The sequence below is a fragment of the Roseovarius sp. genome (genome assembly GCF_965228755.1).
GTDB lineage: Bacteria > Pseudomonadota > Alphaproteobacteria > Rhodobacterales > Rhodobacteraceae > Roseovarius.
This window is the reverse complement of record NZ_CBDDIG010000013.1, coordinates 606,390-625,405: the sequence shown is the minus strand read 5'-3', so window position 1 is coordinate 625,405 and position 19,016 is coordinate 606,390. Positions and strand designations below refer to the sequence as shown.

Annotated in this window: 14 protein-coding genes; 2 read left to right on the top strand and 12 right to left on the bottom strand. The window is 66.1% G+C overall.

The annotated features are described in order from the left end of the window. The first annotated feature begins 28 nt into the window (after positions 1 to 28). Entirely contained in the window at positions 29 to 703 is a 675-nt protein-coding gene (locus ACO07J_RS21265; RefSeq protein ID WP_422032705.1) for a TetR family transcriptional regulator C-terminal domain-containing protein, read from the top strand. Between the two features lie 411 nt (positions 704 to 1,114). Here the strand turns inward: ACO07J_RS21265 and ACO07J_RS21260 are convergent, their stop codons facing one another. The 6 genes from ACO07J_RS21260 to ACO07J_RS21235 form a co-directional block, all read right to left on the bottom strand. Then, on the bottom strand, positions 1,115 to 2,542 hold the full coding sequence (locus ACO07J_RS21260) for a C69 family dipeptidase (protein WP_422032703.1): 1,428 nt from the start codon (positions 2,540 to 2,542) through the stop codon (positions 1,115 to 1,117). Positions 2,543 to 2,567: 25 nt separating this feature from the next. After that, positions 2,568 to 4,625 (bottom strand): dipeptide ABC transporter ATP-binding protein, encoded by a 2,058-nt coding sequence (locus ACO07J_RS21255; protein WP_422032701.1) that lies wholly within the window; start codon positions 4,623 to 4,625, stop codon positions 2,568 to 2,570. A gap of 2 nt (positions 4,626 to 4,627) precedes the next feature. Further along, positions 4,628 to 5,578 carry an ABC transporter permease gene (locus tag ACO07J_RS21250; protein ID WP_422032699.1) on the bottom strand — a complete coding sequence of 317 codons (951 nt, stop codon included), beginning with the start codon at positions 5,576 to 5,578 and terminating at the stop codon, positions 4,628 to 4,630. Continuing rightward, complete coding sequence (locus ACO07J_RS21245) at positions 5,565 to 6,509, bottom strand: ABC transporter permease (RefSeq protein ID WP_422032697.1); 945 nt, start codon at positions 6,507 to 6,509, stop codon at positions 5,565 to 5,567. Before ACO07J_RS21245 ends, ACO07J_RS21250 begins: the two co-directional genes overlap by 14 nt. A 62-nt stretch (positions 6,510 to 6,571) precedes the next feature. After that, the gene (locus ACO07J_RS21240) at positions 6,572 to 8,122 is read right to left on the bottom strand and encodes an ABC transporter substrate-binding protein (protein ID WP_422032695.1); all 1,551 of its coding nucleotides are present in this window, start codon (positions 8,120 to 8,122) and stop codon (positions 6,572 to 6,574) included. A 115-nt stretch (positions 8,123 to 8,237) separates the two neighbouring features. Further along, positions 8,238 to 10,253 carry a CocE/NonD family hydrolase gene (locus ACO07J_RS21235; RefSeq protein ID WP_422032693.1) on the bottom strand — a complete coding sequence of 672 codons (2,016 nt, stop codon included), beginning with the start codon at positions 10,251 to 10,253 and terminating at the stop codon, positions 8,238 to 8,240. A 143-nt stretch (positions 10,254 to 10,396) separates the two neighbouring features. On the opposite strand from ACO07J_RS21235, the gene ACO07J_RS21230 reads away from it, so the two are divergent. Next, positions 10,397 to 11,209, top strand: a complete 813-nt coding sequence (locus tag ACO07J_RS21230) for a helix-turn-helix domain-containing protein (protein ID WP_422032691.1) — start codon at positions 10,397 to 10,399, stop codon at positions 11,207 to 11,209. A gap of 13 nt (positions 11,210 to 11,222) precedes the next feature. On the opposite strand, the gene ACO07J_RS21225 is transcribed toward ACO07J_RS21230, so the two are convergent. The 6 genes from ACO07J_RS21225 to ACO07J_RS21200 all read right to left on the bottom strand — a co-directional run bounded on the left by ACO07J_RS21225 (position 11,223) and on the right by ACO07J_RS21200 (position 18,995). Then, positions 11,223 to 11,945 carry a hypothetical protein gene (locus tag ACO07J_RS21225; protein WP_422032689.1) on the bottom strand — a complete coding sequence of 241 codons (723 nt, stop codon included), beginning with the start codon at positions 11,943 to 11,945 and terminating at the stop codon, positions 11,223 to 11,225. 29 nt (positions 11,946 to 11,974) lie between these two features. Further along, complete coding sequence (gene speB, locus ACO07J_RS21220; RefSeq protein ID WP_422032687.1) at positions 11,975 to 12,817, bottom strand: agmatinase; 843 nt, start codon at positions 12,815 to 12,817, stop codon at positions 11,975 to 11,977. Then, a complete protein-coding gene (gene nspC, locus ACO07J_RS21215) occupies positions 12,814 to 13,983 on the bottom strand; it encodes a carboxynorspermidine decarboxylase (protein ID WP_422032685.1) in 1,170 nt (389 codons plus the stop codon). The genes speB and nspC overlap by 4 nt, the downstream gene beginning before the upstream one ends. A 290-nt stretch (positions 13,984 to 14,273) precedes the next feature. Further along, positions 14,274 to 15,482: a saccharopine dehydrogenase family protein gene (locus ACO07J_RS21210; RefSeq protein WP_422032683.1), complete on the bottom strand. Its 1,209-nt coding sequence runs from the start codon at positions 15,480 to 15,482 to the stop codon at positions 14,274 to 14,276. 11 nt (positions 15,483 to 15,493) lie between these two features. Continuing rightward, positions 15,494 to 17,395 (bottom strand): biosynthetic arginine decarboxylase, encoded by a 1,902-nt coding sequence (speA, locus tag ACO07J_RS21205; RefSeq protein ID WP_422032681.1) that lies wholly within the window; start codon positions 17,393 to 17,395, stop codon positions 15,494 to 15,496. Positions 17,396 to 17,582: 187 nt separating this feature from the next. Beyond that, positions 17,583 to 18,995 carry a hypothetical protein gene (locus ACO07J_RS21200; RefSeq protein WP_422032679.1) on the bottom strand — a complete coding sequence of 471 codons (1,413 nt, stop codon included), beginning with the start codon at positions 18,993 to 18,995 and terminating at the stop codon, positions 17,583 to 17,585. Positions 18,996 to 19,016: the final 21 nt, after the last annotated feature.

Sequence of the window (19,016 nt, the reverse complement as noted above, 5' to 3'; positions counted from 1 at the left end):
CTGGCCCCACCCGCAACGGAGAGATGCCATGGCCGCTCAGGAGGGTGCGACGCGCCCGCGCAAGGAACGCAAGGAAAACGCCGACAAGCGGCGCGGGCAGATCATCGAGGCCACCTACCGCTCGATCGTCAGGAACGGGTTGTCCGGCACCACCCTGGCCAGCGTCTCGAACGAGGCCGGGCTGTCGCAGGGGGTGGCGGTGTTCTACTTCCAGAACAAGCAATCCCTGCTCGGCGCGGCGCTGCGGCACCAGTACGAGATCTACCAGGAGAACTGGCAAAAGGCGGTCTCCGCCGCGGGCCCCGACCCGGCCGACCAGATCACCGCGCTGGTGAAATCCGATTTCACGCCCGAATCGTGCACCGAGGAGACGCTGATCATCTGGCACGCCTTCTGGGGCGAATCGAAGGCCCGGCCGCTCTATGGCGAGATTTCCAAGACCTTCGAACAGGAACGCGCCCAGGCCATGTGCAACGCCTGCGCCGCGCTCCTGCAGGCCGAGGGGCGCCCGGTCACCGGCGCCAGCGACATCGCCGCCGGAATCGACGCGATGACCGACGGGCTGTGGCTGGGCATGTACCTGTCGGGCGACCCGGTGGATTTGAAACAGCCTATGCGGCTGGCGGCCATGTACCTCTCCGCCGCCTTCCCGGCGCATGCCGAGCAGTTCCGCAAGGGGTTTGGTGTAACGCCGAAGGGGTGAGGGGCGCGGCGCACGCGATGATCGACAGGAAGGGCGGATGGCACAGGGTTCATGGACACCCGCCCCGGGCCTGACCCCGGGGCCACTAACTGGCTGAGGTCCCGGCTCGGAGGCCAGGGACGGGCGGTATGCGTGGCGCGTGGAGAGGTTCGGTTCACCCACCCCACGATTTGCTACCCGCCCGGAACAAAGCCGCGCCTAAGCGCGGCGCCGGGCGAGCGCCGGCCCGTCCCGGCGGGCAGGCGCTTTCGAGAGGTCGCGTGACGTCTCTGTCTAGGATGTACCCGGCACCATAAAATGCCATCCACCGCCGTTGCTGCGCCTCCCCACGTGCCGGCGCTCGCCCGGCGGGATTGGCGGATAGCGGAGCGCTTGTGGCACCCGACCCGGGCCTGACCCGGGGCCTCTACCCTACCAGAGCTGCTTCGGCCCCAGCGGCTTGGGCGTCAGGTTCAGCCGCCCCGCCACCCGCAGCCGGGCCTGCGCCGCCTCGGCCAGCGCCGTGCAATCCTCGAGCCCCGCGCGCAGGCAGCGATGGCTGAACTCTGTCATCACCCGCTCGGCCAGCCCGGCCTCGCCCGCCGCGATCAGCAGCTCCGCCGCCCGCAGCACCTCGGGCACTTCGGCGTTCACGCTGGCCTCCATCGCCCGCCAATGCGCCCAGACCTCGGGCAGCAGGGTGTCCTCCGCCTGGAACGCCAGATGCATCAGCCGCTTGTACTGGTAGACCGCCGAGCCCGCCGTCTCGATCCCCTGCGGGATAGGCGAGACGGTGTCGGCATTTTTCTCCTCCTTCCGGCGGTCGAGGAAGCGGGCGCTTTCCCCGGTCGTCAGGTAGCGGTGCTGCCGGTACGCCTCGGGCACCGACCCCTGCCCGAGGAACACCGGCAAAAGCGGCGCCGTCACCGGCCCGATGGGCGCGTGCCACATCATCCGCAGCGCGGCATCGGACGGGTGCACCAGCGGAACAACCTGACCGTACCCGGCCGTATCGCCCGTCAGCCGCTCGGTCTGGATCGACCAGAACACATCCTCCAGCGTCACCTTCTCCGGCCGTGCCGCCCGCGCCTTCATCTCGTCCTCGACCCAGGCCACGCCCTTCCAGCGCATCCGCCCGTCGCCGTAGATGTCGTTCACGTTGAACGGCCCCTCGCCGCGCCTGTACCAGCCCAGCTCGACCGCCGTCTCGATGAAATGCTCCGGGAACAGGAAATCCTCGTTCGGCGCGTCCGGGATCTCGCCGATATAGCCCGGCCTTGACGCCCGGATGCAATCCGGCCCCAGCCGCTCGGCACACCACAGCCCCTTGCCCCCGGCAAACTCGATCACCACCCAGGCCTCGTCGGGGTCGGCGATCATGTGGGAATTGCCGCCATAGGTCGAATAGCCATGCTTGCCGATCAGCTCCCCGATCAGCTCAACCCCCTCCCGCGCCGTGCGCGCCCGGTCCACCACGATCCGGGCCAGGTCGGAATAGTTCGGCCCTTTCTGATCCTTCGGCGTCATCGCGATCAGGTCCTTGCGCGTGGGCGACCAGATATCGCGCACCGCCACCCCGCATTCGTTCAGCCCGCCATTGGTCAGCGGCGCCGGCACGCCAAGGTAATAGCTGTAGCTCACCCGCATGTTGCGCAGCGTCTCGGCGGCCTGCGGAATGTCCGTCAGCACCCCCGGCATGTCGGCCTGCGGCGTCACGCCCACGGTGATCGTGCTGCCCGCCTCATGCGTCTGCCGCGGGTTGATCTCGAGCCAGTGGCTCGACGGCTCGTCGCCATATCCGGCCAGGTAGGCCACCCCGTCAGCGGTCAGATTGCGCCCGATATAGATGCCGTAGCTCATGAAAGTATTCCTGCGGTATTTTGGTCTAGTGAAGGGGGAAGAAACAGGCGTGGCTGCGCCCGTCTGCCCGAATTTCGTGCCCCGGTTTCTCGGCCCGGCATTTGTCCTGCGCGTAAGGACAGCGCGTCGCGAAATCGCAACCCTTGGGCCGGTTGAGAAGGCTCGGCACCTCGCCCCTGACGGCGACATGGGTCAGCCGCTTGTCGGGGTCGGGCCGTGGCACGCCCTCGACCAGCGCCTGGGTGTAGGGGTGTAGCGGCTTCGAGAAGATATCGGCCGCCCGCCCCTCCTCGACAATCCGGCCGAGATACATGATGGCGATCCGGTCACTGATATGCCGCACCACGGGCAGGTTGTGGGTGATGATCAGGTAGCCCAGCCCATGCTCGGCCTGAAGGTCGGCCATCAGGTTGAGCACCTCGCCCTGCACCGACACGTCAAGCCCGGCGGTCGGCTCGTCCGCAATGATCAGCTTGGGGTTCAGCGCCAGCGCGCGGGCCACGCCCACCCGCCGCGCCTGTCCACCCGACAGCTCGTGCGGATAGCGCGTCAGGAACGGCTTGGGCAGGCGCACCATGTCGGCCAGCCGCTCGGCCTCCTCGTCGAGGTTCACGCCGCTCACTCCATGCACCTGCAACGGCTCGGTGATCAGCGCCCGCACCGACTTGCGCGGCGAGAGAGAGCCGATCGGGTCCTGGAACATCATCGCCATGTCGCGGCGCAGCGGCTTGAACCGCGCCTCGGGCATGTTCCTGATCTCCTGCCCCTCGAACTGCACGCTGCCGCTGTCGGCATGCTGCAGGTTGAGGATCGTCCGGCCCAGCGTCGTCTTGCCCGAGCCGCTTTCGCCCACCAGCCCCACCGTCTCGCCCGGCCGCACCCTTATGCTCACGTCGAGCACGGCATCGACGAACGGGTCCTCGACCCCCCGCAGCCGCGCCTTGACCGGGCCAAGCGTGCGGAAGCGGACGTTGAGGTTCTCCACCTCCAGAAGCGGCTTGCCCTCCGGCGCCTTCTTCACGGCCACCGCGCTTTCCCCGCTCCGCACCGTCAGCACGTCCAGCGGCGGGGGCCAGTCGGGGTCTTCCAGCGGACCGGTCAGCAGGTGGCAATTGGCATAGCCGCCCGAGGGGCGCATCGCCGTGGGCGGCTCGATGGTCCGGCATTCTGGCATCCGCCGCTGGCAGCGGCTGGCAAAGATGCAGCCCTCCTGCGGCTTGGTCAGGTCGGGAATGTCGCCCGGAATGACCGGCAGCCGGCGCGACACGTCGGAAATCCGCGCCGGGTCGCATTCCAGCAAGGCGCGGGTATAGGGGTGCTGCGCGTCGTGGAAGATCTCGTGCACCGTGCCGACCTCGACCACTTCGCCGGCATACATCACCACCACGTCATCGCACAGCTCGGCAATCAGGCCGAGATTGTGCGAGACCAGCACGATGGTCGCCTCCAGGTCGCTCTGCAACTCGCGCAGCAGGTTGATGATCTGCGCCTCCATCGTCACGTCGAGCGCCGTGGTCGGCTCGTCCGCCAGCAGAAGCTTCGGCCCGGTCAGGAGCGCCATGGCAATCCCCGCCCTCTGCCGCATCCCGCCCGAGAAATGGTGCGGGTACTGGTCGATCCGGCTGTCCGGATCGGGGATGCCCACCTTGCGCATCATCTCGACCGCCGCCTTGCGCTTCTCGGCCTTCGACATGTTCCGCCGGCGATAGAGGATGTCGAACATCTGCCGGGCATAGTTCAGCACCGGGATCTGGCTGGTCATCGGGTCCTGGAACACGACCGAGATATCCTCGCCCCGCGTCGCCCGCATGGCCGATTGCCCCTTGCGCAGCATGTCGTCGTCCTGGAACAGGATCTCGCCGCCCATCACCTCGGCATTGCCCGCCAGCAGGCCGAGAATGGACCACAAAACCGTGCTCTTGCCCGAGCCGCTTTCGCCGACGATCCCCATGATCCGGCCCTTGCTGACCGGGAAGGTGATGTCGCGCAGCGCCTTGACCCGGCCGCGCGCGGTGCGGAAGTCGACCGACAGGTTGCGGATGTCCAGAAGCGTTTCGGGGGCGGTGCCCATGTCCTTGGCCATGCTCAGCGTCCTTTGCCCATGCGGGGGTCGAAGACGTCGCGCAGCGCCTCGCCCAGGAAGGTGAAGCCCAGCGTCGTCAGGATCAGCGGAATGCCCCCGGCCACCACCATCCACGGCGTGTCGCGGATCACCAGGTAACCCTCGTTCAGGATGGTGCCCCAGCTTGCCGTGGGCGGCAGCACGCCCAGACCGATGAAGCTGAGGCCCGCCTCGACCGTCACCACCACCGGCACGTCCATCGCGGCAAGGATCAGCAGCGGCCCGACCACGTTCGGCATGATGTGATGCATCAGGATCCGCCCCGTCGAGGCGCCCAGCGACCGCTCCGCCATGATGAAATCGGTGTTGCGCAGGGTCATCGTCGCCGTCCGCGCCACCCGGGCATATTGCGGGATCGACGTCACGATCACGATGGTCAGCACGATGGCCAGGCTCGGCCCCGTCAGCGCCACCGTGGCCAGCGCCAGAACGATCGTCGGAAACGCCCGCACCGTGTCGAAGACCAGCAGCAGGAAATTGTCCAGCCAGCGCGGCCCGTACCCCGCGATCATGCCGAGGATCAGCCCGATCACCAGCGACACCGACACGCCGATGGCCGCCACTTTCAGCGCCACGCGCCCGCCATACAGGATGCGCGAATAGGTGTCGCGGCCCAGCTGGTCGGTCCCGGCGATATGGTCCAGCGTCGGGTAGGACAGCCGCGCCGGGATATCCAGCGCGTTGGGGTCATGCGTGGCGAAGAACGGCGCGAAGATGGCGGTCACGAAGAACAGGATCACCAGCACGAGGCCGATCACCCCCTGCCAGTTGGTCAGGAACATCTTCAGCTTCTCGCGCCGCTCGCGCGCCGCGGATTCCCGCATTTCCGCGGCCGAGGCATGCTCGGGCAGGCCGGAGCTGTCGAGCGTCGGCTCGCCGACATCCTTGTCGGAGGGGGACTCAGAGGGATTCACGGACACGGGGATCAAACCAGGCTATCAGGAGGTCGGACATCAGGACGATGGCGATATACATGGCCGTGGCCACCAGCACCGCGCCCTGCACGACGGGAAAGTTGCGCGCCATGACGGCGTCGTAGATCAGCTTGCCGATACCGGGTCGGGCAAAGATGATCTCGGCAAAGACCGCGGCCGAGATCAGCCCGCCGAAACCCATGCCAATGAGCGTGATCGTCGGCAGGATCGCCACCCGCAGCGCGTAGCCATAGACGATCTTGCGCGGCCGCAGGCCGAACGCCCGGGCCGAGCGGATATACGGCTCCGCCATCACCTCCAGCATCGAGGCGCGCACCATCCGGGCCAGGTACCCCACCCAGCTCAGCCCCACGGCAAAGGCCGGCAGGATCAGGTGGCTCAACTGGTCCGACACATCCCCCGGCTCACCCGCGCCGATGGCCGGCAGCCAGCGCAACTCCACCGCGAAGATCAGCAGCGCCCAGATCGACACCAGGAAGGACGGCACGGCAATCGTGCCCACCGACAGCACCCCGGTGATCCGGTCCAGCCAGCTGTTGGGCCGCACAGCCGCCAGGCAGCCCAGCGGCAGCCCCAGCAGCACCGCCCAGCCCATCGAGGCACAGATCAGCGCCAGCGTGAAGCCGATCCGGTCGGCCACCACCGCCGTCACGTTCCGGTTGGAAAAAACGTCGACCCCAAGGTCGCCGGTCGCGGCGTTGCCGATGTATATCAGGCACTGTTTCCACACCGGCTCGTCGAGGTGCATCTTGGCGGCATAGCGCGCGATGGCCTCGGGCGTGGCCCGCGGGCCCAGCGCGATGGTCGCCGGATCGCCGGGGATCAGGTACAGGAGCGAGAACAGCACCAGCACCACCAGCACGATCACCAGCGCGGACAGGCCGAGCCGTTTGATGAGATAGAAAAGCACCGGTCTCTCCCCCAGCCGGATGGGCCCCGCACCGCGCCCGGCGGCGCGGGGCCGTCACACCGTCAGCCCTGCTTGAACTTGCGGTAGTTCAGCTCGCCCGAGGGGGCGGAGTTGATCGTGATGTCCGATCGGTGGGCAAAGGATTCAGGCTCGTGGTTGATCCAGACATAGGCGCCGGTCTCTTCCATGATCTCCTGCATCCGGATGTAGATCTCGGCCCGCTTCGCCTCGTCGGTCTCGGCCAGCCCCTCGTCGTAAAGCCGGTCGAACTCCTCGTCGGTCCAGCGCTCCCAGTTCCACACGCCCACCTGGTCCGAGACGAACCACTGCGTCGCCTCGTAGGGGTCGGGCGTGGTACCGTAGCGCATGATCCACAGCTCGAGATCCTGCCACATGTCGCCCTTGCTCTCCATGCCCATTTCCCAGAACGGGCCGCTGTCGACCGGAAGCACCTTCACGGTGATGCCCACGGCGGCAAGGTTGGCCTGGATGATCTGCGAGGTCAGCATCCGCTCCTGGTTGTTGAGCGTCCGCAGGGTCAGCTCCAGCCCCGACACGCCGGCCTCCTCCAGCAGCGCCTTGGCCTTGGCCGGGTCGTAGCTGTAGCCGGTCTCCATCCGCTGGCCCAGCAGGCCGGGGCAGACGATGCCGTGCATCCGGGTGGTGGTGTTGGAATAGGCCCCCTGCAGGATCGACTCCACGTCGACCGCATGCTGGATCGCCTGCCGCACCTTCTTGTCCTGCAGCTTGGGATGCTCGGTGTTCATCCCCATCCACATGTATTGCAGCTCGCCCACCGTGGTGATGGCGGTGTCGGCGGGCATGTCCTTCTGGTAGCGCGCCAGCGTGTCGGCGCCCAGCTCGGTGCATTCCAGCTCGCCCGCCTCGAAGGCCAGCTCCGACGCCTTGACCTCGGTGATCACATGCGCCTCGACCCGCTCGAAGCCCGGCGCCGGGCCGGTCCATTCCGGGTTCAGCTCGAACACCACCCGCTGGCCGGGCGTTGCGCTGTAGGTGTAGGGCCCGCAGACCGCGGGGAAGTCGACGGTGAACTGTCCGCCGGCATCCTTGACCGCCTGCTCGCACACGATGGCCCCCGGCCCGTGGCAGAGCGTCACCATGAAGAACGGCGCGAACGGCTTGTTCAGCACGATCGTCCCGGTCAGCTCGCCCGTCACCTCGACATGGTCCATGGCGTCGAAATACCCGGCCCAGTCGCTGTCCTTCATCCGCTCGTAGGAAAACTTGACGTCCGACGCCTTCAGCGTGCCATAGCCGTTCGACCATTTCAGCCCTTCGACCAGCTCGAAGTCGATATGCGTGGGGTCGCGCTGTTCCAGCTTGGTGACATACATCGTCGGCTGCCAGGTGAACGTGTCGCCCTCCTGCACATAGTCGGCAAGGAACGGCAGGCACTGTTTCTGCGCCTCCACCTCGCTGCCGCCGACCATGTAGCCGGGGTCGAGCACGTTGTTGTCGCCGTCGATGCGCAGGCGCAGCACCTTGCCCATTTCCGCCCGGCCCATGGTGGGCCAGCCGCTCGTCATCGTCGCCGCGCCTACGGCGGCCGTCGAGGCAAGGAAGCCCCGGCGCGAAAGTGTCGGTTTGGTCATGTCATACTCCCTGGTCAGTTCTTTTTTGTTTCCACAAGTCTAGTCATAGCCCGGTTTCGCGATCCATTTCGCGTGACTTCGCGAAATGACGCTATTCATGCGCCATATGGCGAAGCTACTGGAAATCCCGCGCCATCGACTCTTCCCATGTCAGGTCTTCGATCAACTGCTCCCCCTCCCACGCCCGCATCCGGGCCGAGATGTGAAAAACATGGGCATCCACGGTCAGCTTGGTCCTGGTCTCGGTCCGCACCGACCAGTCGTCGCGCGCCACCTCGAAATACCATTCGGTCTCGCCCGTGGTGGTGTCGGGGTCGTCGCCGGTGACCGAATACCGCTCGTAGCCCTGCTCGTAGAGCGTCAGGTCGTTGTCGAGGTACCGCAGCCGTCCGCTGCCGTCGCCGATCTGCATCTCGACCTTGCCGGTCCCGGCATCCTCGAGGATGCGCTGGAATTCCTCCACCGGCTCCAGCACCTCGACCGCCAGCGGCGGGGGAAGTCGGGCGGGGGCGAATTCCGCGAGCCGGTCATCCTCCGCCGAGGGCGTGCGCAACGGCATTTCGAGATAGCTGCCCTCGGTATGCACCGTCATCGTCACGGCCTCCGGCGCCGTCCAGATCATCGGGAAATAGCTGGTCGACAGGCCCAGCCGCAGGCGGTGGCCGACGGGGAAGCTCTGCGCCACGTGCTTCATCGGGATGGTGATCTCGTAGACCTTGCCGGGCTCCAGCGCCTCGGGCGTCTCGTGGCTGTCGCGGTGGGTCAGGTTGAACACCCCGAAGCTGGCCCTTGTCGAGGCCCCATCGGGCGCCACGTCACAGATCCGTGCGGCCAGCATCGCCACCGGCCGGTCGACCGACACCCGCAGCACCACGCTGGCATCGCCCGCCATCTCCAGCGGTTCGGTCAGCGGCGCGGTCTCGAAACACAGGCTGCCGGCATCCTCGCGCCGCTGGTCGATCGGCGCGTCGCCGGGCGAGGCATAGGCGCACCATTTCCCCGACCCCATGCCGACCCAGAGCGGCGAGTGATGCTCCAGCCTCCCCTTTGCCCCCGGCTTCCCGGGCGACAGCGCCCCGTCCGCCCCAAGGTGGAACGGCGTCCGCGTCACGTTGGGCGAGGGCCATGACGGCTCCGCCACCCAGCGGCCGGGGCGGCTCTCGTACCACCCGGCGGGCGGCACGCTGTCCTGCATGTAAAGCCGCAGCTGCGGCTCCTCCATGATCCCCGTCGCCTCGCCCTTCAGCCAGTGATCCCACCAGCGCAGCTCCTCGCTCAGGAAATCCATGTTCGGCCCCGGCTCGCCGATATGCGGGTACCGGTGCGCCCACGGCCCCACCAGCCCCTTGACCGGGCCGGGCAGGTTCTCAACCAGCCGGAACACCGTGCGGCAATAGCCATCGGCCCAGCCCGACACGGCATAGACCGGGATATTCACCCTGGAATAATCCTCGCAGATCGAGCCGTGTTTCCAGAAATCGTCCCGCCGCTGATGCGCCAGCCAGTTCTTCAGCCACAGCCCGCTGCCCCGCAGCCGCTCGCGCCACATATCGCGCCACGCCTCGCCCACGTTCTCCGGGTCCGGCGGCAACGTGTTGCGCGCGAACATGACCGAGGCCCAGCCCAGCTGCTCCGTCAACATGCAGCCGCCCATGTAGTGGATATCGTCGGCATAGCGGTCATCGGTCGAACACAGCGTGATGATCGTCTTAAGCGCCGGCGGCTGCATCGCGGCGATCTGCAACCCGTTGAACCCGCCCCAGGAAATGCCGATCATGCCGACATTCCCGTCGCACCACGGCTGCTCGGCCAGCCAGGCGATGGCGTCGTACCCGTCCTGCAACTCCTGCTGGGTGTACTCGTCCACCATCAGCCCCTCGGAATCGCCCGCGCCCCGCAGATCGAGCCGCACCACCGCATAGCCATGCGCCGCAAGATGCGGCTGCATCGTGGCATCGCGCTGCGCCGTCAGGTCGTTCTTGCGATAGGGCAGGTATTCGAGGATCACCGGAACCGGCTGATCCACCGCCGTCACCGGCCGCCAGATCCGCGCCGCCAGCCTTGTCCCGTCCGGCATCGGCACGGTGGTATGGGGGATCACGTCGATCTCCTGCGGATACTCGTTCTTCATCTCTGGGCACTCCCTGTCGCGCGCGATGCCGGGGCACGTGCCGGCCCGCGTTCCGGCCCGAGCCTCGCCGAGATCGGGATATATTCCAAGTTCGCGGGGTTTCGTGACTTGACACTGTTGCCACTTCAGTATGCGATAGCCGCATGGCTACCGATTTCAGCGCCAACCTGAACCTGCTCTGCAGCTACCAGCGCTCCATCGCCGAGGTTTGCCGCAAGCTCAAGCTCAACCGGCAACAGTTCAACCGCTACCTCAACGGCCAGTCGCGCCCCTCGCGCCACAACATGCGCCGCATCTGCGACCATTTCGGCGTCACCGAATCCGAAATCCTGATGGAGCATGCCCATTTCGAGCAGATGATCACCCTGCGCCGCCGCCCCGTCGAACGGACAGAGCTGGAACGCCCCCTCACCCACCTGCAAACCCTCTATGGCCACTCGCAGGACCTGCAGAAATACACGGGCTTCTACTTCCGCTACTTCTATTCCTTCGGCAACAAGGGCATGGTCTTCCGCTCGCTCGCCACCATCTACCGCGACGAGGGGCGCTATTACTGGAAGAACATCGAGATCCTGCGCGATCAGTCCACCGGCCGCACCACCGGGCTTAACAAGTACGAGGGGCTCGTATTCTTCCTCGCCGACCGGATCTACATCATGGAATACGAAAGCCTCGAGGTGAATTCGATCACCCAGATGACGCTCTACCCCAGCTACCAGCACCGGCTCGACGCGCTCTACGGCATCCAGACCGGCGTCCCCACCCGCCGCGGCCGCAAACCCGGCGCCTCCCGCGTGGCGCTGGAATACCTCGGCCGCAACATCGACGTGAAACAGGCCCTGCGCCAGACCGGCCTCTTCGACCCCTCCACCGGCGCCATCCGCGACGACATCGCCAGCGCCATCGTCAACACCATCGAGCCGGGCGATTTCGTGCTGGAAATCGACGCGCCCTAGGCCTGACAGGCCGTCAATCGCACACCCGGTTCCCCGGACCATACGCCACGACGATATTGCCCAGCGCCTCCTCCAGCTCCGCAATCGGCGCCTCCCAGTCGGAGGTCGGCTGGTCGACATTCGGCCAGTGCCCGGGAAGGTCTCGCCCGGTGTCGTAACTGGCGATGAATCGCGTTCCGTCTGGCAAAATTCCGAACGCACCGCAGTGGTACGTCTCGCTGTCCTCACTATAGATTGGAAGCCCTTTACTGCACCGGAACTTCAGCGGAAACTCGAACAACGTGGGCTTTTGCCGAAGGTAACTATCCATTCGATCGACATTGTGCCCTGGCAATTCCCGCAAATCGGGAAGATCGCTTGGCCGCGACTCTTCCGTCCAGTCGTCCAGATCTCCCTCGTAAAACGCTCCGATCCTGAGCTGTACGATCCGATATTCCGATGCCCGTCCGAGGAGGAGATCGAGAATGGGCGGTGCCGTTTTGTTAAAGCCTACCAAGGTGTTGATCGTGAAACCGGTGACCCTGAGCGGCGCATCGCCCTTCTTCCAGAACAACCGCCGTGGGTTGTCACGGTCTTCTTCCAGTGTGGAAACGGAAATCCCCTTAATTCTAATCCCGGGATGCGCCGGAACCGCGAACAGCGTGTCCCCCTTGCAGATCATGACCGTGTCGTAAGACGACAGGTCATCCGCCACGGCTGGCCCGACGCCAGCGCCCGTCATCATCACCAGCGCCAAGACCCACCGCCTGACCATGAACCCGCGCCCTAGCACCCCGCCATCAGCCGGTAGACAATCTGCGCCGTGGTGAAATCCCACGCCGTGTTGCCGTCGGGCGCCAGTTCCACCACGTCGAACCCGACGCAGCGCCGCCCCTTCAGGGCGTGTTCCACCAGGTGCAGCGCCTGGTAATAGCCCAAGCCCCCCGGCACCGGTGTCCCCGTCGCGGGCATCAGCGAGGGGTCGAGCCCGTCCACGTCGAAACTCACATAAACCAGCTCGGGGAAGTCCTCCGGCAGGTCCACCTCATGCACATTCCCCGTCACCAGCTCCTCGGCATCGACGAAGAAGACCCCGTTCCGGTCGCGGCTCTCCACCTCCTGCCGGCACAGCGCCCGCACGCCGAACTGGGCCAGCCTGACCCCGTCCTCGGCCAGCAGATGCATCACCGAAGCATGGGAGTGCTTCTCCCCCTGGTACGCAATCCGCAAATCCGCATGCGCGTCGATCTGCACCAGCCCCACCGGCTGGCCCAGCGCCCGGGCCACGCCGCTCACCGCGCCATAGCTCAGCGAATGCTCGCCCCCCAGCGTCACCGCCACCCGGCCGGCTTTCACCGCCGCTTCCGTCCGCTTGGCCAGCCGCTCCATCACCTCCGGCAACGGCCCGTCACACTCCACCGGCTCTTCGGTGAATATCCCGTCCGCGCAGGGCTCCGCAGCCCCAACCAGCCGCTCCAACTCGTTCGACGCCTCGATAATCGCCGCCGGCCCTTGGGCCGTCCCGGCCCCATAGGACACCGTCCGCTCCAACGGCACCGGGATCACGCGAAACCGCGCCTCCTCGCCCCGCTCCGCCTCGGTCAACTCGCTGTCGAGAAACACGCTCATGACAACCGCCCCCTGAAATCCTCGTAGCCGAACTCGCGGATCATCCGCAGCTCGTCCGTCCGGCTGTCCCACAGCGCGATGGCGGGCAGCGGCACGCCGTTGAACGTGTTGGTCTTGACCATCGAGTAATGCGCCTGGTCGAGAAACGCGAACCGGTCGCCGATCTTCAGTGGATGCGCCCAGGTATACTCCCCGATCACGTCCCCGGCGAGGCAGGACGGCCCGCCCAGCCGATAGGTCTGCCCCGCTTCGGCCTCGCCCATCAGCGCGGGCCGGTAGGGCGCCTCGATCACGTCGGGCATGTGGCAGGTGGCGGAGATATCGGTGATCGCCAGCGGCATCCCGTTCACCGGCAGGTCCAGCACCTCGCCCACAAGGATACCGGCATCCAGCGCCACCGCCTCGCCCGGTTCGAGGTAGACCTCGACGCCATAGGTCTCGCGGATATGCCGGATGAAATCGACCAGCGTGTCCCGGTCGTAATCCTCGCGCGAAATATGGTGCCCGCCGCCGAAATTCAGCCATTTCAACCCCTTGAGCAACGGCTGCAAGCGCGGTTCCACCGCCTCCCACGTGCGCAAAAGCGGCTCGACCCCCTGCTCGCACAGCGTATGCATATGCAGCCCGTCCACGCCCTCCAGCGCCTCGGCATTCAACTGGCTCACCGGCGTGCCCAACCGCGAACAGGGCGCGCAGGGGTCGTATTTCTCGACCTCGCCCTCGGAATGCTCGGGGTTGATCCGCAGGCCCACCTGACGCCCGGCCTCTTGGCATTTGGCCAGAAACCGCGCCTTCTGCGCCGGGCTGTTGAAGATCACGTGATCCGACAGCGCGATGATCTCGTCGATCTCGCTGTCCTTGTAGCCGGCGCAGAAGGTGGCCACCTCGCCGCCATACTCCTCCCGCCCCAGCCGCGCCTCGTAGATGCCGCTGGCACAGGTGCCGCCCAGGTACTGCCGCACCAAGGGCGCCAGCGCGAACATCGAGAACGCCTTCAAGGCCGACAACACATGCGCCCCCGACCGCTCCGACACCTCGGCCAGAACCGACAGGTTCCTTTCCACCGCCGCGGCGTCGACCACGAAACAGGGGCTCGGCACGCGGTTCAGGTCGAACTCGAGAAACGCCCCGGCCTCACCGGCCTGTGTCTGCATCATGTCAGGCATATCGCCCTCCCGTTTCCGTTGCGAAGCCGCGCATCGACGGGCCGCGGTGCGGCGAACCTACGACAGTGGCTGCCACTTTATCCCCGCCAGGCACATCCAAGCTCACGACGTCGCGCCTACCTCACCAAATCGCCGTGCCGGGGGGCGGCCCGGCGATGCGCGGCGGCCTTCGGCCTTGATTCCGCGCGCCTCATCAAACCACCCGCCCCGGGCCTGACCCGGGGCCTCGCGCCTCACCAAGCCACCCGCCCCGGGCCCGACCCGGGGCCTCGCGCCTCAGCCCCGAGCCTTCAGAACTCCACCGGCCCGCCAAGCTCATGCACCTGCCACGGCAGGCCCTGCGTGTTCAGCATGTCCATGAAGTCATCCGGATCGAGCTGCTCCATGTTCCACACCCCCGGCTCGACCCAGTTGCCCTTCAGCACCTGCGCCGCCCCGATCATCGCCGGAACGCCCGTGGTATAGCTCACCGCCTGGCTCCCGACCTCGCGATAGCATTCCTCGTGGTCGCAGATGTTGTAGATATAGAAGGTCTTCTCGCCCCCCTCCTGCGACTCGCCCGTGACGATATCGCCGATGCACGCCTTGCCCTTGGTCTGTTCCCCAAGATCGCCCGGATCGGGCAGCAGCGTCTTCAGGAACTGGATCGGGATGATCTCGACCCCGTTATGCATCACCGGGTCGATCCGGGTCATGCCGACATTCTCCAGCACCTTGGCATGCATGATATAGGCATCGCCAAAGGTCATCCAGAACCGTGCCCGCTGGATCTCGGGGAAGTGCTTGGACAGGCTCTCCAGCTCCTCGTGATACATCAGGTACATGTTCTTGGGCCCGATGCCGGGAAAGTCGAACTCCACCTTGTGGGTCATCGCCGGCGTGAACTTCCACTCGCCGCCTTCCCAGTGCTTGGCCTCCTGCAACACCTCGCGCAGGTTGATCTCGGGGTTGAAGTTGGTGGCAAACGCCTGGTCGTTCGACCCGCCATTGGCATCCAGAACGTCGATCTGCCGGATCGACTTCAGCTTGTGCTTCTTGAGCCACGTGGCGAACACGCTCGTCACCCCCGGATCGAACCCCGAGCCGAGGATCGCCACCAGACCGGCCTGTTTGAACTTGTCCTGGTAGGCCCATTGCCACTTGTATTCGAACTTCGCCTCATCCTCCGGCTCGTAGTTGGCCGTGTCGAGGTAATGGCACCCCATTTCAAGGCAGGCATCCATCAGCTTCAGATCCTGATAGGGCAGCGCGAGGTTCACCAGAAGCTCGGCGCCCGTCTCCTTGATCAGCTTCACCGTCGCCGCCACGTCCATCGCATCAAGCGCGGCGGTCTTGATCTCGACCCCCACCCGCTCCTTCACGCTCTTGGCAATCGCATCGCACTTCGCCTTCGTCCGGCTGGCCAGCGTGATATCCGTGAAGATATCGCTGTTCATCGCCATCTTGTGCACCGCGGCATGGCTGACGCCACCGGCGCCCACAACTAGCGTCTTGCTCATGGGTCTTCTCCTCAGCCTGAATGTCTCTCGTAATAGGTATAGCCGTTGATCGAGTCGCGATAGGCGTCGAGCAGCAGCTTGCGTTCACGCGTCTTGACCGTGCCGGCCGATGTCGCCTCGTCCACCATCTTGCGGAAGGCGGCGACGCAATCGTTCGGGTCGAACTCCACCGCCGCCATCACCTCGGCAATCGTGTCGCCCTCCTGCTCGTGCAGCAGGTCGAACCCGCCATCGGGGCGCAGGTCGATCGTCACCACGTTGGTATCGCCGAACAGGTTGTGCAGATCGCCCAGCGTCTCCTGGTAGGCGCCCACGAAGAACACGCCGAAGTAATAGGGCCTGTCCTCGGGCAGCGAATGCACCGGAAGCGAGGGCGCAATCCCGTCGCCAAGGATGAACCGGTCGATCTTGCCGTCGCTGTCACAGGTGATGTCCGACAGCACCGCCCGCCGGTCGGGCGCCACGTCCAGCATTTGCAGCGGCACGATCGGGTGCAGTTGGTCGATGGCCCACACATCCGGCAGCGACTGGAACAGCGAGAAGTTGCAGTGATACACATCCGCGATCTTCTGCATGTCCTCGCCCAGGTCGCTCTCCTCCCCCTGCGCCGCCACGATCCCCTTGATCCGCGACATCAGAGAAAGGTAGATCCGCTCGCCCCGCGCCATCTGCCGCAGGTCGACCACACCCCGTCGGAACAGCGCCCGCAGCTCGTCGCGATAGTAAATGGCGTCGTTCCAGCATTCCTGCACCCTTTGCGGGCCCAGGTAGCCCGCCACCGCCGCAAGGTCGGAAATGAGGTGATGATCCTCGGCCTCCGGCTCCGGCGTATCGGGCGCGTCGTAATTGGTGCTCTCCATCGCCTCGAAGATCAGCATCGACGAGGTGGCCACCAGCGCCCGCCCGCTTTCCGTCACCAGAACCGGATGCGTCAGCCCCGCCTCGTCCATCGCGTAGGTCACGGTCTCGACGATGTTGTGGCAATATTCCTCGACCGTGTAGTTGATCGAATTCTCGCTGGCCTTCTTCTCGCCGGTGTAATCCACCCCCAGGCCACCGCCCAAATCCAGGTGCGTCAGCGGCGCGCCCTCCGCCGTCAGCGCCACGAAATACCGGCACGCCTCGGCCACCGCTCGGCGCACGTCGATCACGTCGGGCACCTGGCTGCCCAGGTGCGAATGCTGCAGCTTCAGGCAATGCAGCAGCCCCTCGTCGCGCAGCCGGTCCACCACCCGCAGCAACTGGTCCGAATTCATGCCAAAGGCCGACCGGTCGCCCGAGCTTTCCTGCCATTTCCCGCCGATCTTCTGGGTCAGCTTCACCCGCACGCCAAGCAGCGGCTCCTCGCCCAATTCCCGGCTCACCTCGATGACCGTCTCGGCCTCCTTGGGGCTTTCCAGCACGATCACCGTGTTGAACCCCAGCCGCCGCGACAGGATCGCCAGCCGCACGAACTCGGCATCCTTCACCCCGTTGCAGACGATCAGCGCCTCTTTCGACAACCGATGCGCCAGCGCGATCACCAGCTCGGGCTTCGACCCGGCCTCGAGCCCGTATTGGTAGGGCTTGCCGAACTCGACGATCCGGTCGATCACCTGCGCCTGCTGGTTCACCTTGATCGGGAAGACGCCCCTGTACGGCGCCTTGTAATTCATCCGCGCAATGGCATCGGCAAAACTCTGGTTCAGGTGCTTGATCTCGGCCTCGAGGAACGAGCTCACCCGTAACAGAAGCGGCGCCGCGATCCCCCGCTCGTCGAGGTCATGCAGGATACCGGGCAGCGGAATCGGCGCCGCGTCGGGATGTGCCGGGTCGCACAGCGCGATCTCGCCCTCGGCCGTCACGGTGACAAGCCCCCGGCTCCACCTCTCGACGCCATAAATATCCTCGGGAACGGGACGCGACTGATCCATGAAAGCGGCCTTTCCTGCTATCGGCGGGGTCAGGGCGTGTGCCGCCCGGCGTCGCCCGGCTTATACGGATAACAGCTAGCCTTTCCAAGCGTCCAGTCACGCCGCGGCGCATGGCGGCGAAAAGAAAAACGGCGGCGGCCTGCTCATGGCAAGACCGCCGCCGTCGGTGTTTCAGGGCCGTTCGGGATCAGACGTCCATGTGGTCCAACTCGTCGTCCATCTCCATCCGGGCATAGGTGCCGCCGGTGCCGTGCTCGGGCACCTCCTGGTTCATCAGCGCCTGAATGTCCTCGTCGGTCAGTTCGCCCATGTCGTCGTCATGCGGCGTGAACGCGGGCAGGGACGTGCCGGCCTGGACATACTCGTCCCCCTTGGTGCCGCCAGTGCCCTTGGAGCCGCCGGACCCCTTGGTGCCACCGGAGCCCTTGGTGCCACCGGAACCCTTGGTCCCACCAGAACCCTTGGTGCCGCCGGAACCCTTCGTCCCGCCGGAGCCTTTGGTCCCACCGGAGCCTTTGGTGCCGCCAGAACCCTTGGTGCCACCAGAGCCCTTGGTCCCGCCAGAACCTTTGGTGCCACCGGAGCCCTTGGTGCCGCCGGAGCCCTTGGTGCCTCCGGAGCCTTTGGTCCCGCCGGAGCCTTTGGTGCCACCGGACCCTTTGGTGCCGCCGGAGCCCTTGGTGCCGCCGGAGCCCTTGGTCCCGCCGGAACCCTTGGTCCCACCGGAGCCTTTGGTGCCACCGGAACCCTTCGTCCCGCCGGAGCCCTTGGTCCCACCGGAACCCTTGGTCCCACCGGAGCCCTTAGTCCCGCCGGAACCCTTAGTCCCACCGGAACCTTTCGTCCCACCGGAGCCCTTGGTGCCGCCGGAACCCTTCGTCCTGCCGGAGCCCTTGGTCCCACCGGAACCCTTGGTCCCACCAGAACCCTTGGTTCCACCGGAGCCCTTAGTCCCGCCGGAACCCTTAGTCCCACCGGAACCTTTCGTCCCACCGGAGCCCTTGGTGCCGCCGGAACCCTTCGTTCCACCGGACCCCTTGGTCCCACCGGAACCCTTCGTCCCACCGGACCCCTTGGTCCCACCAGAACCCTTGGTCCCACCAGAACCTTTGGTGCCACCGGAGCCCTTGGTGCCGCCGGCCCCCTTGGTCCCGCCGGACCCCTTGGTCCCGCCGGAACCCTTGGCCCCACCGGAGCCTTTGGTGCCACCGGACCCCTTGGTCCCACTGGAACCCTTCGTTCCACCAGAACCCTTCGTCCCACCGGACCCCTTGGTCCCACCGGAACCTTTCGTCCCACCGGAACCTTTCGTCCCACCGGAGCCCTTGGTGCCACCGGAACCCTTCGTCCCACCGGACCCCTTCGTCCCGCCGGAGCCGTCCTTCCCGTCGTCGCCCCAATGGCCGTCGCGGAACTCGTCCTTCATGTGCGCGTCGTACCACTTGTGCAGCGAATCCCCTTCGACGCCGCCATTGTGATAGGACTTGGTCGAGCTCGCCTTCTCGCAGGCCGAGCTGCCGCGCGTGCCGCCCGAGCCGTGATGGCGGTGATGAGAGCCGCGGTGATCGTGTTCGCGGTGTGACCGGTATCTGAAGGACATGTTTTCTACTCCACTCGTACT

What these genes read in the sequence shown, in the direction of transcription:
- ACO07J_RS21265 (WP_422032705.1), top strand. Translation starts at nt 29, where the DNA reads ATGGCCGCTCAGGAGGGTGCGACGCGCCCGCGCAAGGAACGCAAGGAA.
- ACO07J_RS21260 (WP_422032703.1), bottom strand. Translation starts at nt 2,542, where the DNA reads ATGAGCTACGGCATCTATATCGGGCGCAATCTGACCGCTGACGGGGTG.
- ACO07J_RS21255 (WP_422032701.1), bottom strand. Translation starts at nt 4,625, where the DNA reads ATGGCCAAGGACATGGGCACCGCCCCCGAAACGCTTCTGGACATCCGC.
- ACO07J_RS21240 (WP_422032695.1), bottom strand. Translation starts at nt 8,122, where the DNA reads ATGACCAAACCGACACTTTCGCGCCGGGGCTTCCTTGCCTCGACGGCC.
- ACO07J_RS21235 (WP_422032693.1), bottom strand. Translation starts at nt 10,253, where the DNA reads ATGAAGAACGAGTATCCGCAGGAGATCGACGTGATCCCCCATACCACC.
- ACO07J_RS21230 (WP_422032691.1), top strand. Translation starts at nt 10,397, where the DNA reads ATGGCTACCGATTTCAGCGCCAACCTGAACCTGCTCTGCAGCTACCAG.
- speB (WP_422032687.1), bottom strand. Translation starts at nt 12,817, where the DNA reads ATGAGCGTGTTTCTCGACAGCGAGTTGACCGAGGCGGAGCGGGGCGAG.
- nspC (WP_422032685.1), bottom strand. Translation starts at nt 13,983, where the DNA reads ATGCCTGACATGATGCAGACACAGGCCGGTGAGGCCGGGGCGTTTCTC.
- ACO07J_RS21210 (WP_422032683.1), bottom strand. Translation starts at nt 15,482, where the DNA reads ATGAGCAAGACGCTAGTTGTGGGCGCCGGTGGCGTCAGCCATGCCGCG.
- speA (WP_422032681.1), bottom strand. Translation starts at nt 17,395, where the DNA reads ATGGATCAGTCGCGTCCCGTTCCCGAGGATATTTATGGCGTCGAGAGG.
- ACO07J_RS21200 (WP_422032679.1), bottom strand. Translation starts at nt 18,995, where the DNA reads ATGTCCTTCAGATACCGGTCACACCGCGAACACGATCACCGCGGCTCT.